This is a genomic window from Sporichthya brevicatena, assembly GCF_039525035.1.
Taxonomy (GTDB): domain Bacteria; phylum Actinomycetota; class Actinomycetes; order Sporichthyales; family Sporichthyaceae; genus Sporichthya; species Sporichthya brevicatena.
The window spans coordinates 74,612-88,431 of sequence record NZ_BAAAHE010000026.1 but is presented as its reverse complement, the minus strand read 5'-3'; the positions used below and the strand labels follow the sequence as shown (position 1 = coordinate 88,431).

General features: G+C 73.9%; 11 protein-coding genes. 1 reads left to right on the top strand and 10 read right to left on the bottom strand.

Features of this window, described 5'->3' with window-relative positions:
• Positions 1-16: 16 nt before the first annotated feature.
• The 7 genes from ABD401_RS16020 to ABD401_RS15990 form a co-directional block, all read right to left on the bottom strand.
• Positions 17-1,996 (bottom strand): APC family permease, encoded by a 1,980-nt coding sequence (locus ABD401_RS16020; RefSeq protein WP_344606491.1) that lies wholly within the window; start codon positions 1,994-1,996, stop codon positions 17-19.
• A 97-nt stretch (positions 1,997-2,093) separates the two neighbouring features.
• Complete coding sequence (locus ABD401_RS16015) at positions 2,094-4,061, bottom strand: APC family permease (protein ID WP_344606489.1); 1,968 nt, start codon at positions 4,059-4,061, stop codon at positions 2,094-2,096.
• 22 nt (positions 4,062-4,083) lie between these two features.
• Positions 4,084-4,602 carry a hypothetical protein gene (locus ABD401_RS16010; protein WP_344606487.1) on the bottom strand — a complete coding sequence of 173 codons (519 nt, stop codon included), beginning with the start codon at positions 4,600-4,602 and terminating at the stop codon, positions 4,084-4,086.
• 266 nt (positions 4,603-4,868) lie between these two features.
• Complete coding sequence (locus tag ABD401_RS16005) at positions 4,869-6,326, bottom strand: RsmB/NOP family class I SAM-dependent RNA methyltransferase (RefSeq protein WP_344606485.1); 1,458 nt, start codon at positions 6,324-6,326, stop codon at positions 4,869-4,871.
• Entirely contained in the window at positions 6,323-7,261 is a 939-nt protein-coding gene (fmt, locus tag ABD401_RS16000) for a methionyl-tRNA formyltransferase (protein ID WP_344606483.1), read from the bottom strand. Before fmt ends, ABD401_RS16005 begins: the two co-directional genes overlap by 4 nt.
• 9 nt (positions 7,262-7,270) lie before the next feature.
• Positions 7,271-7,816, bottom strand: coding sequence for a peptide deformylase (gene def / locus ABD401_RS15995; protein ID WP_344606481.1), 546 nt, complete (start codon positions 7,814-7,816; stop codon positions 7,271-7,273).
• Positions 7,817-7,881: 65 nt separating this feature from the next.
• On the bottom strand, positions 7,882-9,936 hold the full coding sequence (locus tag ABD401_RS15990; RefSeq protein WP_344606479.1) for a primosomal protein N': 2,055 nt from the start codon (positions 9,934-9,936) through the stop codon (positions 7,882-7,884).
• Between the two features lie 154 nt (positions 9,937-10,090).
• Here ABD401_RS15990 and ABD401_RS15985 point away from each other — a divergent pair, with 154 nt between their 5' ends.
• Positions 10,091-11,014, top strand: coding sequence for a poly(ethylene terephthalate) hydrolase family protein (locus ABD401_RS15985; protein ID WP_344606477.1), 924 nt, complete (start codon positions 10,091-10,093; stop codon positions 11,012-11,014).
• 94 nt (positions 11,015-11,108) lie between these two features.
• On the opposite strand, the gene metK is transcribed toward ABD401_RS15985, so the two are convergent.
• From metK to ABD401_RS15970, 3 genes are all read right to left on the bottom strand, one after another.
• Positions 11,109-12,302 carry a methionine adenosyltransferase gene (gene metK / locus ABD401_RS15980; protein ID WP_344606475.1) on the bottom strand — a complete coding sequence of 398 codons (1,194 nt, stop codon included), beginning with the start codon at positions 12,300-12,302 and terminating at the stop codon, positions 11,109-11,111.
• A 63-nt stretch (positions 12,303-12,365) separates the two neighbouring features.
• Complete coding sequence (locus ABD401_RS15975) at positions 12,366-13,181, bottom strand: maleylpyruvate isomerase N-terminal domain-containing protein (RefSeq protein ID WP_344606473.1); 816 nt, start codon at positions 13,179-13,181, stop codon at positions 12,366-12,368.
• Positions 13,182-13,214: 33 nt separating this feature from the next.
• A complete protein-coding gene (locus ABD401_RS15970; RefSeq protein ID WP_344606471.1) occupies positions 13,215-13,772 on the bottom strand; it encodes a phosphatase PAP2 family protein in 558 nt (185 codons plus the stop codon).
• Positions 13,773-13,820: the final 48 nt, after the last annotated feature.

Sequence of the window (13,820 nt, the reverse complement as noted above, 5' to 3'; positions counted from 1 at the left end):
TCAGTCTCACACCCCGTCAGGCGACCGGCGTACGGCGTGACTCGCGGCCCGCCGCGGACCCGATCTGCCAGGGGACGCTGGTGACCATCACCCCCGGTTGGAACAGCAGCCGCGCCTTGAGCCGCAGCGCCGTCTGGTTGTGCAGCAACTGCTCCCACCAGTGTCCGACGACGTACTCCGGGATGAACACGCACACGACGTCACGCGGACTCTCCCGGCGCTGCGTGCGCACGTACTCCACGATGGACCCGATGACGTCCCGGTACGGCGAGTCGACCACCGTGAGCGGGACCGGGATGTCCCGGCGCGCCCAGTCCTCGAGCAGCGCCCGCGTGGCGGTCGGAGAGATCTGCACGGTCAGCGCCGTCAGCGTGTCCGGCCGGGTGGCGCGGGCGAAGGCGAGAGCGCGCAGCGCGGGTGTGTGGAGCCGCGAGATCAGCACGATGCTGTGGATCCGGCTGGGGAGCGTCACGCCGGCGGGCGGGGGCGTGAGCTCGTCGACCAGTCGGTCGTAGTGGCGCCGGATGCCCTTCATCCCGGCGAACAGGATCGGCATCGCGATCAGCACCAGGTACGCCCCGTGGGTGAACTTCGTGACGAGCACGATGACGAGCACCGCCCCGGTGAAGAACAGACCGACGGAGTTGATCACCCGCGCCCGGATCATCCGTGACCGGCGGGCCGGCTTGGTCTCGGTGCGGAGCAGCCGCGTCCAGTGCCGCACCATCCCGGTCTGGCCGAGGGTGAACGAGACGAAGACCCCGATGATGTACAGCTGGATCAGGCGCGTGACCTCGGCGTCGAACGCGTAGACCAGGGCCCCGGCGGCCACCGCGAGCAGGACGATGCCGTTGCTGTACGCGAGGCGGTCCCCGCGCTGGCGGAGCTGGCGCGGCAGGTAGTGATCGTGTGCCAGGACCGACGCGAGCAGCGGGAAGCCGTTGTAGGCCGTGTTCGCGGCGAAGAACAGGATCAGCGCCGTCACGGCCGCGAGGTAGACGAAGGCGAACGAGCCGTCGCCGAAGACGGCCGCCGCGACCTGGGCGATGATCGGGTCCTGGTGGTAGTCCGGCCCGGCGGGCACGCCGTCGATGAGGATCTCGGTCGCCGGGCGCTCGGCGACCCGCAGGTCCGACTGCTGCCCGAGCAGGATCAGCCCCCCGAACATCGAGACCGCGAGCGCGCCCATCACCAGCAGGGTGGTCGCCGCGTTCCGGCTCTTCGGCTCCCGGAACGCGGGCACGCCGTTGGCGATGGCCTCCACGCCGGTCAGGGCCGCGCAGCCGGAGGCGAAGGTGCGCATGAGGAGGAACACGAGCGCCAGGCCGGTCAGGTCGCTGTGCTCGGCGACGATCTCGTACCCCGCCGTCGGCGCCCGCAGATCGTCGCCGAGGACGAAGACCTTCGTCAGCCCGACCGCGATCAGCGTCAGGACCCCGACGACGAAGGCGTAGGTCGGGAGCGCGAACGCGACGCCGGCCTCCTTGACGCCGCGCAGGTTCACCAGGGTCAGCAGGGTGATCACACTGAGCGCCACAGCGACCTTGTGCGCGCCCACGACCCCGACGGCGGAGGCCAGGTTGTCGACGCCGGCCGCGACCGACACCGCCACGGTGAGGACGTAGTCGACGAGCAGTGCACTCGCGACGGTCAGTCCGCCGGCCTCCCCGAGGTTGCGGGTCGCCACCTCGTAGTCGCCCCCGCCGCCGGGATAAGCGTGGACGTTCTGGCGGTAGGAGGCGACGACGGTACCCATCAGGACCGCCACCGCGACCGCGAACCAGAAGCTGTACGAGTAGTAGGTCACGCCCGCGACCGAGAGCACGAGGAAGATCTCCTGCGGCGCGTACGCGACCGACGACAGAGGGTCCGAGGCGAAGATCGGCAACGCGATGCGTTTGCGCAGCAGCGTCTCCCCGAGGCGGTCCGATCGCAGAGGCGACCCGAGCAGGAGCCGCTTCGGGGAATGGAGAATGGTCACGTCCTCAACCAACATCCGGTGCTCGCCCCGGATGGTCGGCCTTGACGGCTCCCTGGCGGGTGGGCCGCGGATCCTGACGGGTTCTTGACACCGGCCGGTCGCGGGAGCCCGCTCAGCGCGGCTTGTAGGTCCGCCGGGCCTCGAGCTGCTCGGCCGAGCCGAGCTGCCACGGGACGCTGGTGACCATCACCCCGGGCTGGAAGAGCAGCCTCGCCTTCAGGCGTAGCGGGGTCTGGTTGTGGAGCAGCTGCTCCCACCACTTGCCGACGACGTACTCCGGGACGAAGACGCAGATGACGTCGCGCGGGCTCGCGACGCGCACGTTGCGGACGTACTCGAGCACCGGCCGCGTCACCTCGCGGTACGGGGAGTCGAGCACCGTGAGCGGCACCTCGATGTCGTGCTCGGCCCACTCGCGCAGCAGCTCGGCGGTGCTCTCCGGCGAGGTCTGCACCGTGAGCGCGACGAGGGTGTCCGGCCGGGTCGCCCGGGCGAAGGCGAGCGCGCGCAGGGTCGGGGTGTGCAGCTTGGAGACGAGCACGATCCCGTGGATCCGGCTGGGCAGGGTGACCCCGCCCTTGGTCGGGGTCAGCTCGGCGTTGAGCTGGTCGTAGTGCTTCGCGATCTTGTGCATCATCGCGAAGAAGACCGGGACCGCGGCGACGACGACCCAGGCGCCGTCGAGGAAGTCGGAGACCAGGACGACTCCGAGGACCGCTCCGGTGCACACCGCTCCGACGACGTTGACCGCCCGGTCGCGGTGGAGCCGGCGCCGCGGGACGGACTCGGCGCCGGACCGCAGCAACGTCGTCCAATGCTTCGCGAGCCCGACCTGACCCAGCGTCAGGGAGATGAAGACCGCGACGATGTACATGCCGACCAGGCTCGACACGTTCACGTCCACGAGGTAGACGAGCACGCCCGCGGCGATCGCCAGGGCGACGATGCTGTTGCTGTAGCTGAGCCGGTCCCCGCGCTGGCGCAGCTGCCCCGGCAGCCAGCGGTCCCGCGCCAGGATCGACCCGAGTTGCGGGAAACCGTTGAACGAGGTGTTCGCGGCGAAGAACAGGATCAGCGTCGTGGTGACGGCGAGGGCCAGGAACGGCCAGGACCCGTCCCCGAAGACCGCCTCGGCCATCTGGGCGATGATCGGGTCCTGCTCGTAGTCGGGTCCGGCCGGCTGCCCGTCGATGAGGATCTCGGTGGCCGGGTCGTCCGCGACCTTGAAGTCCGTCAGGGCGGCCAGCGTCACGAGGCCGGCGAACATCGTGATCGCCATGCCGCCCATGAACAGCAGGACGGTCGCGGCGTTGCGGCCCTTGGGCTCGCGGAACGCGGGGACGCCGTTGGCCGACTGCTCGACGCCGGCGAGGGCGACGCTGCCGGCGCAGAACGCGCGGACGAGCAGGAACGCGAGCGCGAGACCCGTGACGCCGCTGGAGCTCGCCACCACCTCGTAGTCGGCGGTGGGTGCCTTGACGTCGTCGTCGAGGACGAGGATGCGGAACAGGCCGACGCCGATCAGGGCCAGGACGCCGACCACGAAGGTGTAGGCGGGGATCGCGAACCAGAAACCCGACTCGGCCATACCCCGCAGGTTGAGCAGCATCAGGACGGCGATGACCGCCAGCGCCGTCGGCACGCGGTGCTCGGCCACGAAGGGGACGGCGGCGCCGAGGTTGTCGACGCCGGCGGAGACCGAGACCGCGACGGTGACGACGTAGTCGACGATCAGGGCGCTGGCGACCGTGAGACCGCCGGTGCGGCCGAGGTTGTCCATCGCGACGTCGTAGTCACCGCCGCCGCCGGGGTACTCCCGCACGCTCTGCCGGTAGGAGGAGATGACGACGACCATCAGGACGCCGATCGCGAGCCCGAACCAGGCCGCCTCCTGGAAGTACGCCGCCCCGGCGACCGAGAGCACCAGGAAGATCTCCTGCGGCGCGTAGGCGACCGACGACAGCGGGCCGGAGGCGAAGATCGCCAGGCCGACCCGCTTCCGCAGCAGGGTGTCCCCGAGCCTGTCGCTGCGCATCGGGGTCCCCAGCAGGATCCGCTTGGGGACCCGGGCGAAACTCACGGGGAGAATGGAACACGACCGCTCACCCGCGGCGCAGGCGACCCCACGGCTTGACCACCGACAGGGTGATCGCGAACGACAGAGCGATCGTCGAGACGATCGGCGGGAAGACCAGGTCGCCGGGGCCGCGCTCGCTCGCCGTCCCCGCGGCCAGGGCCCGGCCCGTCTCCGCGACCTCGGCCGCCCCGGGGCGCAGCGCCACGAGGACGAGCACCAGCAGGACCACGTTGAGCACCAGCTTCACCGCGACCCAGCGGTAGCGCAGCAGGCCCCACTTCGTCCCGAGGCCGAGCACGATCCCGGAGACCAGCGTCAGCGCCCCGGCGGCGATCATCGGCCCGACGGCGACGACCTCGATCGCCTGCAGCACCGCCGCCTCCCGCATCGGGTCGTCCGTCGCGAGTGCGGCGAGGACCAGCGCCCCGAGCGCGATCTCGAGCCCGAGCCACGCCCCCGACGCGACGATGTGCACGACCAGCGCCACCCGCCGCGCGGGGCGCGACAGGGCCACGCGGGCCGGGGGGGAGGTCTGGGTACTCATGATCACCAGAGTCCCTACCCCGCCGCTCTCCCGCGTCCTCCCCTGAGCGGCTCCGCCCCTACGAAATCCTGCGTACCCCCCCGCCCCTCTCCTGCGGGATGACGTCCCGCAGGGTGGGGGTGTCAGCCCTAGCCCGGGCTGACAGGGCATCTCTGCGGGATGAGGTCCCGGAGGGTGGGGGTGTCAGCCTTAGCCCGGGCTGACAGGGCATCACTGCGGGACGTCATCCCGCAGGGGTCGGCGCGGCGGGGTCAGGAGCGGCGGGGTCAGGAGCGGCGGAGCAGCGCGAGGAACATCGCGTCGGTGCCGTGGCGGTGGGGCCAGAGCTGGACGTGGGGGCCGTCGCCGAGGTCGGGGACACGGGGGAACAGGGACCGGGCGTCGACGGGCTCGACGGGGCGGCCGGACCGGGCCGAGTCGGCGGTCGCGGCGGCGACGACCCCGCGGGTCTCCCCCGGGTGCGGCGAGCAGGTGACGTAGGCGACGAGTCCCCCGGGCCGGGCGGAGCCGATGGCCGAGAGCAGCAGTTCGCGCTGCAGGTCGAACAACCGGCCGACGTCGCCGGGTTCGCGGCGCCACCGGCTCTCCGGACGCCGGCGCAGCGCGCCGAGGCCGGTGCACGGGGCGTCGACGAGGACGCGGTCGAACGTGTCGGCGGGCCACGCCGGCGCGCGGCCGTCGGCCACCACCGGTGCCGCCGCGCGTTCGGACCCGAGCGCGGCGGCGACCAGACGCGCGCGGTGCGGGGCGACCTCGGCCGCCACGAGCCAGGCACCGCGTTCGCCGGCCAGCCCGGCCAGCAGCGCGGCCTTGCCGCCGGGACCGGCGCACATGTCGAGCCAGCGGGCGTCGGGTCCGTCGAGGGGCGCGTCGGCGAGCGCGAGGGTGACGAGTTGGCTGCCCTCGTCCTGCACACCGGCCGCGCCGGAGCGCACGAGCGACAGCCCGCCCGGGTCGCCGCCGGGCAGGATCGCACCGACCCGCGAGTACGGGGCCGCCTGCGCGCCGGCCGCGACCAGGTCGTCGACGGCGGCTCGCCCCGGGCGGGCGACGAGCGTGACGCGCGGCGGGGCGTTGTTCGCGGCGAGGGCGGCCTCGACCTCGTCCCAGTCGGCCCGTCCCCCGGCGCCGAGGGCGTCCGCGACGGCGGAGACGACCCAACGCGGGTGGGCGTGCCGCAGGGCGAGGTGTCCGGCGGGGTCGGCGTCCCGGGCCGGGCCGAGCTCGGCGGCCCAGGCGTCCAGGTCGTGGGCGGAGACCTTGCGGAGCACGGCGTTCACCAGACCGGCCGGTCCGGGGCCGACGGCGGCCCGGCACAGCGCGACGGTCGCCGAGACGGCGGCGTGGGGCGGCGTCCGCAGGCCGAGCAACTGGTGCGCACCCAGGCGCAGCACCTCGACGACCCCGGGGTCGAGCTTCTCCAGCGGACGGTCGACGCAGGCGGCCAGGATCGCGTCGTAGGTGCCCTGGGCGCGCAGGGTGCCGTAGCCGAGCTCGGTGGCGAAGGCGGCGTCGCGCCCGGTCAGGCCACGCTCGCGCAGCAGGCCGGGCAGGACGAGGTTGGCGTACGCGTCCCGGTCCGCCACCGCCCGCAGCAGGTCGAACGCCGCCCGGCGCGCGGGGTCGGCCGGCTCGCTGCGGGGGTTGCGCTGACGGGCTCGGTCACCGGACCGCGATGCCGGTCGGCCACCCCGCCGCGAGCGTCCGCGGGGGTCGTCGTTCACGACGCCTCGCCGCCGAGCAGCTCCCCGGAGGACGGGCGGGCACCGCGGGCCCAGTCGGCGGCGCGCATCGGCTTCTTGCCCGGCGCCGTCACATCGCCGAGGGCCACGCCGTGCGTCCCGGTCCCGACCAGAACCGCGTTCTTCTCGACGAGCAGCTCCCCCGGCGCGAGGCCGCGACTGTCCTGACGGAGCGTCACGGGACCGAGGCGCACGCGCTCGCCGCGGAAGAGCGTCCACGCCGCCGGGGCTGGGGTGCACGCCCGGATCAGGCGGTCGACGTGCATCGCGGGTGCCCGCCAGTCGACCTCGGCGTCGGCGGGGTTGAGCTTCGGGGCGAGCGAGACGCCGTCGGCCGGCTGCGGCACGGCCTCGACCGACCCCGCCTCGATGCCGTCGAGGGTGGCGAGCAGCAGGCCCGCGCCGGCCTCGGCGAGCCGGCCGAGCAGATCGCCGCTGGTGTCGGTCGGGCGGATCGTCTCGGTGAGGACGCCGAAGACCGGCCCGGCGTCGAGCTCACGGACGATCCGGAACGTCGTCGCGCCGGTGATCTCGTCACCGGCGAGGACGGCGCGCTGCACCGGGGCGGCGCCGCGCCACGCGGGCAGCAGGGAGAAGTGCAGGTTCACCCAGCCGTGCGGCGGGATCGCGAGCGCGTCGTCCGGCAGCAGACCGCCGTAGGCCACGACCGGCGCGCAGTCCGGCGCGATCTGCGTGAGCCGGTCGAGGAACTCGGGGTCCTTCGGCGACGGCGGCCGCAGGATCTCGAGTCCCGCCTCCGCCGCGACCTCAGCTACCGGGCTGGGGCGCAGGGTGCGGCCACGCCCGGTCGGGGCGTCGGGACGGGTCACGACGGCGACGACGTCGTGGTGGGAGTCGAGCAGGGCGCGCAGGCTGGGGAGCGCGACCTCCGGAGTACCGGCGAAGACCAGACGCATGAGGAGCCGTCAGATCGCGCGGCCGGCGGTGGCGTGCGGCGAGATCTTGATCTGGGGCGGGGTGCCGTCGGCCCACGCGGACTCCCGGATCGCGCGCAGGGCGGCACGGCGGGTCTCGTCGTCCAGGCGGTCGACGAACAGGATCCCGTCGAGGTGATCGGTCTCGTGCTGCACGCAGCGGGCCAGCAGGTGGGAGCCGACGAGCTCCACCGGCTCCCCGTACATGTTCTGGCCCTTGGCGACGACCCGCAGCGCCCGCGTGGTCGGGAAGCTGAGGCCCGGGAGCGAGAGGCACCCCTCCTCGCCGTCCTGCTCCTCGTCGGAGAGGTCGAGGACCGGGTTCACCAGGTGGCCGAGCTCGTTGTCCACCCAGTACGTGAACACGCGGAGGCTGACGCCGATCTGGGGGGCCGCCAGGCCGGCCCCGGGCGCGTCCCGCATGGTCTCGGTCAGGTCTGCGACCAGCTGCCGGAGCTCGCGATCGAACTCGGTGACCGGCGCCGCCGGGGTACGGAGGACGGGGTCGCCGAACAGGCGGATGGGCTGGATCGCCACGCGGTGAAGCTCCCGGTTCTGTTGGTGCGGAGGGCCGCCGTCAGTCTAGGTGCCACGCGGCGGGCTCAGCCGAGGGCGGCGGGGTCGATCTGGATCCGGACGGACCCGGCGGCCTTGCGGGCGCTCCGGACGCCGGCGCCGGCCCGGAGCGCGGCGGCGAGATCACTCCCCTGCGCCCGCGGGACGCGGACGACGGCCCGGGCGGTCTCGTCGCTCCCGTCGCGACCGGTCGGCACCGGGCCGAGGCGTGAGGCCGCGGCCGGCAGTCGCGCCGCCTCGAGCAGCTCCTCGATCGCCGCCGCCGGACCGGTCAGGACCGCCAGCCGGACGGCGGGCGGGAAACCCAGCTCCTGACGATCCGTCAGTTCGCGTTCGGCGAAGCCGAACGGGTCCCAACGCACCAGCGCCTGCACGGCCGGCGCGGCGGGGTCGGCCATCAGCACCACGGATCCGCCGGGCCGGACGAGTGCCGCGGCGTTCGCCCACCGGCGCACGGTCTCCTCCGCGGCCCGGAGGTCGGCGCGGGCGAGCAGGGCGTCGCCGTCGAGCAGCAGGGCCGCGGCGTAGCCGTGCGCAGCCTCGGGCTCCGCACCCGGTGTCGCGAGGATCAGGGCAGGGGTGTCGTCCACGACGGCCAGCACGGTGCCGTCCGCGCTGGAGTGCCGTACGGGCACGTTGGGGAACGCGCGGCCGATCTCCTCGGCCGTCCGCGCGACCCCGACGACGACGGAGCGGAACGCCGTCGCACCACAGGCCGGGCAGGCCCAGTCGCCGGCGGCCTGGGCGCAGAGCCGGCACGTGGCGGTGCGCTCCCCCGCCGCGAGCCCCAGCGGACCCGAGCAGGCCCGGCAGCGCGCGACGTCGCGGCAGCGGACGCAGGCGAGGATCGGCAGGTACCCGCGCCGCGGCACCTGCAGCAGGACGGGCCCGGACGCCAGCGCCGCCCGGGCCGTCTGCCAGGCGACGCTCGGCAGACGCGCGGCCCGGGCGGCGGGATCCCGTTCGAGATCGGTGTCGGTCCCGGCCGGCGCGACCCGGGGGCCGCGGGCGCGCACCGTCTCCCGGGGCGCGGCCAGGGCCCGGGCCCAGCCGCTCTCCACGAGGGCGGCACCCTCCGCCGTCACCGCGTACCCGCCGATCAGCGCCGCGGCGCCGGCGAGGTGCGCGCGCAGGCAGAGCACCTCCCGCACGTGCGGGTACGGGGCGCGGGGCTCGGCATGCAGGTCGTCCCCGTCGTCCCAGACGACGACGAGGCCGAGATCGGCGACGGGGGCGAACATCGCGGCGCGGGTCCCGATCACCGCGCGGGCGGCACCCCGGCGCACGGCCAGCCAGCGGCGGTACCGCTCGGCCGGGCCGAGGTCGGCGGTCAGTTCGACGTGGCCGCCGGGGCCGAGGGCGGCGTCCAGGGCCGCGCCGAGCCGCTGCAGGTCGCGGGCGTCCGGCACGACGACCAGCGCCCCGCGGCCGCCGGCGAGGGTGGCCGCGACCGCCGCGGCGACGGCCGGAGCCCACGGCGCCCCCGGCAGGGCCGCCCAGACGGCACGAGCGGGGCGTCCGTCCGCCAGGGCGGCCAGGAACGTCGGCCCGTCGGGGTAGACCTCCCAGGACCTGGGATCGACGCCCCCGGTGGGGCGGGGCGGTTCCGGGGGCGGCTCGGCCTCGACGCGGGCGTGTCGGGGCGGGACGGCCAGGCGCAGCACGTCCGCCACCGTCCCCGCGTAGCGGTTCGCGACGGCCCGGGCGAGGTCTGCGATCTCGGGGGCGAGCACCGGTTCCGGGGACACGACCTTCGGCAGCCGGGCCAGCGAACCGGTGTGCTCGCTGCGGTCCTCCCGCGCGAGGACGAACCCGTCGACGAGCTGGCCGGCGAACCGGACGCGCACGCGCGCCCCGGGCGCGGCGTCCGCGTCGAGCTCGGCCGGGACGAGGTAGTCGAACGGCCGGTCCAGGTGCGGGAACGGGACGTCGACGGCGACGCGGGCGACCGGCCGCTCCGCGGCGACCGGGGCCGGCTCGCGTTCCTTCTTCCGGACCGCCTTCGTCGTGCGCCGCGCGGTCTCGCGCACGAGCTCCAGCTGCTCGACCGCCGCCTCGGGCGGTCCCCCTGCGGAGCTCACCCGCCTGTCCTACCAGAGACGCCCCACCGCCCCGGCGGCCGCTGTGGACAGGCCGGCCTTCCCGAACGGTCAGCGCCGATCGGGCGGAATCCGGCCCGCGCACCCGTGATCGCTGCTAGAAACGGCGGCGGTCGGTGATCTCGGGGGGGATCTGGTGCCGCTGTCGGTCTCGCGCGCCGCGCACATGCTCACGGTGGGGTTGGTCCTGGCCGTGGCCGGGCCGGTCGTCACTCCGGGCGCCGCCGCCCCGACCGCCCCGGCCGCGCCCGCGACGTCGGAGGTCGAACCGCAGCACCCGGTCGAGGACCGCTACCGCGGCGCCGGGCCGTGGGCGGTCGCGACCCGGACGGTCGACATCCCGGACGGGCTCACGTTCACTGTCGCCTCTCCCCGCGCCCTCGGTCGTGACGGGACGCGGCACCCGATCCTCATCTGGGGCAACGGGACCAACGCCAGGCCCGACCAGTACGCCGGGGTGTTCCGCCACCTCGCGTCGTGGGGCTTCGTCGTCATCGGTTCCTCGGACACCCAGCAGGCCGACGGCCGTTCGATGTTGGCCGCGCTGCGCCACCTGCTCGGGGCGAACCTTGACGCCGCGAGTCCGTTCTTCGGCGTCCTCGACCCGACGCGCGTCGGGGCCCTCGGCCACTCCCAGGGCGCCGGCGGGGCGATCAACGCCGCGAACGGTTCCGGCGGACTCGTCGACACCGTCGTGCCGATCAACCTGCCCGACGCCCGCTACGTCGAGCAGCGGGGCCGGTTCTCCGTCACGGAACTGACGACGCCGACGTTCTTCCTCGGCGGCGGTACCGACGGCCTGATCTCCACCCCGGGCGGCCTGCGCGGGTACTACCAACGCGTCCCGCACGGCGCGCTCGGCGTCCTGCGCGGGGCCGACCACCTCGCGATCCAGCGGAACAAGAGCGGCTACCTCGGCTACCTCACCGCCTGGCTGCGCTGGCACCTGCTCGACGACGCCTACGCCGCGTCCGCGTTCGTCGGCGTCGACCCGAAGCAGACCGAGTTCCGCCGGAACCCCCGCTGGCAGAACCAGCAGGCGAAGGGCCTCACGCCCTGACCCGCCGTGTCAAGAAAGGGTGACACCCCTTACTGCGCAGTAAGGGGTGTCACCCTTTTTTGACAAGGCGGGACGCGGCGCCGCTGGGGTCGCGTCAGATGCCGCAGGCGCTGCGGAGGGCGTCGACGCGGTCGGTGCGCTCCCAGGTGAAGTCCGGGAGGTCGCGGCCGAAGTGCCCGTACGCCGCGGTCGGCGTGTAGATCGGGCGGAGCAGGTCGAGGTCACGGATGATCGCGGCCGGGCGCAGGTCGAACACCGTCGTCACGGCCGACTGGATCTTGGCCGGGTCGACGTTCTCGGTGCCGAAGGTCTCGACGAAGACGCCGACCGGGTGCGCCTTGCCGATGGCGTAGGCGACCTGGACCTCGCAGCGGCGGGCGAGTCCGGCGGCGACGACGTTCTTGGCGACCCAGCGCATCGCGTACGCGGCCGAGCGGTCGACCTTGGACGGGTCCTTGCCGGAGAAGGCGCCACCGCCGTGGCGGGCCATGCCGCCGTAGGTGTCGACGATGATCTTGCGACCGGTCAGACCGGCGTCGCCCATCGGGCCACCGACGACGAACTTGCCGGTCGGATTCACCAGCAGTCGGTAGCCGGCGGTGTCGATGTCGATGTTCGCGAGCTCGGGCGCGACGACGTGGTCGGCGACGTCCGGCGCCAGCAGGGTCTTGAGGTCGATGTCGTCGGCGTGCTGCGAGGACACGACGACGGTGTCGAGACGCACCGGCCGGTCGCCGTCGTACTCGATGGTGACCTGGGTCTTGCCGTCCGGACGGAGGTAGGGAACCGTGCCCGACTTGCGGACGGCGGTGAGGCGCTGCGCGAGCCGGTGCGCCAGCTGGATTGGCAGCGGCATGAACTCGGGGGTGTCGTCGCAGGCGTAGCCGAACATCAGGCCCTGGTCGCCGGCGCCCTGCTTGTCGAGCTCGTCGGTGCCCTCGCCCTCGCGGGCCTCGTAGGCGGCATCGACGCCCTGCGCGATGTCGGGCGACTGCGAGCCGATCGAGACCGAGACGCCGCAGGACGCGCCGTCGAAGCCCTTCTTCGACGAGTCGTACCCGATCTCCAGGACGCGGTCGCGGACGATCGTCGGGATGTCGGCGTAGCCCTGGGTGGTGACCTCGCCTGCCACGTGGACCTGGCCGGTGGTGATGAGGGTCTCGACGGCGACCCGGCTGCGCGGGTCCTCCTTGAGGAGCGCGTCGAGGATGGAGTCACTGATCTGGTCCGCGATCTTGTCCGGGTGGCCCTCGGTGACGGATTCCGAGGTGAACAGACGACGCGACACGGCACACTCCAGACTGGCGGGGCTGGCCCGATCCGCGGGCCGACAACCCGGAGATCTTATCGGTCAGGGCGGGTCGAACAGGTTCACCAGCCGAAACGCGAGCCACGGCTTCGTGCCCCACGCCACCATCTGCCCCCGCGCGATCGGGTTCCACAGGCTGATCCGGCGATGGATGACGAGGATCATCGACGCGGGCGCACCGACGATCGTGCAGTCCACACGGCCCTGCGGCTCCCCCTCGACGGTCAGCTGCCCGTCCCGGAACGCGAAGACCGCTCGGGCCTCGGGGAACTTCCGGACGCGGACGTCGAACCGCGCGTTCACCCCTGTGGCGTTCTCGGGGTGGACGAACAACGGCAGGAACGGCAGGAAGGACCGGAAGATCAGCGCCGCGTCGGACGGCTCGATCCACCACATCCGCTGGGCCGCGGTGGCCATGTCCCAGCCGTGGACGACCGCCTCGCCGAGGATCCGCGCCACCGCCGTCGAGCGCAGCAGGGGGACCCCCTCGTGACCGGGGCGGTAGCCGTCGGGCTCCTCGCCGATCGCCGCGGCCAGCGCCGGGCGGAGGGCCTGGATCTGCTCGGCGAGCAGGAACGGCGTCCGGTCGGTGACGCGGGCGAGCATCTCGTCGTTCGTCCGCGCCGCGGCCCGGATGTCCGTGTACGGCGAGCCCCGGCCCGCGGCGACGTCGATGTAGGCGCCGACGACGCCCACCAGGTGCGCGGCGGTCTGCGCGATCGTCCACTCCGGCAGCGCCTGGCCGCTCTGCTCAGGGATGCTGCGGACGAGCTCGGCGACCCGGTCCAGGGCGCGGTCGGCGGCCTCGACGACGGTCGGCAGGTCGATGGGCGGCGGGGCGTGCTCGGGGGCGCTCACGCCGCCGATGATTCCGGACCCGATCGGCCCGGGTCACGCCGCCCGGGCGTCGACCGGGAAGCGGGCCGCGAGCAGCCGCGCCACCGGCCCGGAGCGGGCCGCCAGCGCGACTGCGCCGACCGCGATCCCGGCGAGGACGGCGGCGCCGACGATGTCGGCCGGGTAGTGCACGCCGACGTAGATGCGGGAGAACCCGACGAGCGCCGCCACGGGGAGGAGAGCGAGGCCCCAGCGCATCGAGACGAACGCCGCGATCGCGAACGCGATCCCGAACGCGGCCAGCGAGTGGTCGCTCGGGAACGACTGGCCGGGCTCGTGGTGGACGAGTTGGTGAACCTCGGGGTGCTCGATGAAGGGCCGCTCGTTCGGGAACAGCGCGGCGGCGCCGCGACCGAGCGCGAGCGCCAGCACCAGCGAGGTCCCGACCAGGATCAGACGGTCCAGGCGACGGGCCATCACCTGCAGGACGCACAACACGGCGAGCACGGCGAAGACGCCGTAGATCATCGTCCCGGCGGCGAACTTCATGATCGCGTCGACGACCGAGTTGCCCGACCACCCGTTGATCTCGAGCAGCAGATCCGTGTTCATGCCGCGTCCACCCTCAGCCCCCTCGGCGTCCCGTCCCAGCATGGCGCG

Excerpts from the sequence above, each read along its gene's own strand:
- ABD401_RS16020 (WP_344606491.1), bottom strand. The coding sequence starts at position 1,996 with ATGTTGGTTGAGGACGTGACCATTCTCCATTCCCCGAAGCGGCTCCTG.
- ABD401_RS16010 (WP_344606487.1), bottom strand. The coding sequence starts at position 4,602 with ATGAGTACCCAGACCTCCCCCCCGGCCCGCGTGGCCCTGTCGCGCCCC.
- fmt (WP_344606483.1), bottom strand. The coding sequence starts at position 7,261 with ATGCGTCTGGTCTTCGCCGGTACTCCGGAGGTCGCGCTCCCCAGCCTG.
- ABD401_RS15970 (WP_344606471.1), bottom strand. The coding sequence starts at position 13,772 with ATGAACACGGATCTGCTGCTCGAGATCAACGGGTGGTCGGGCAACTCG.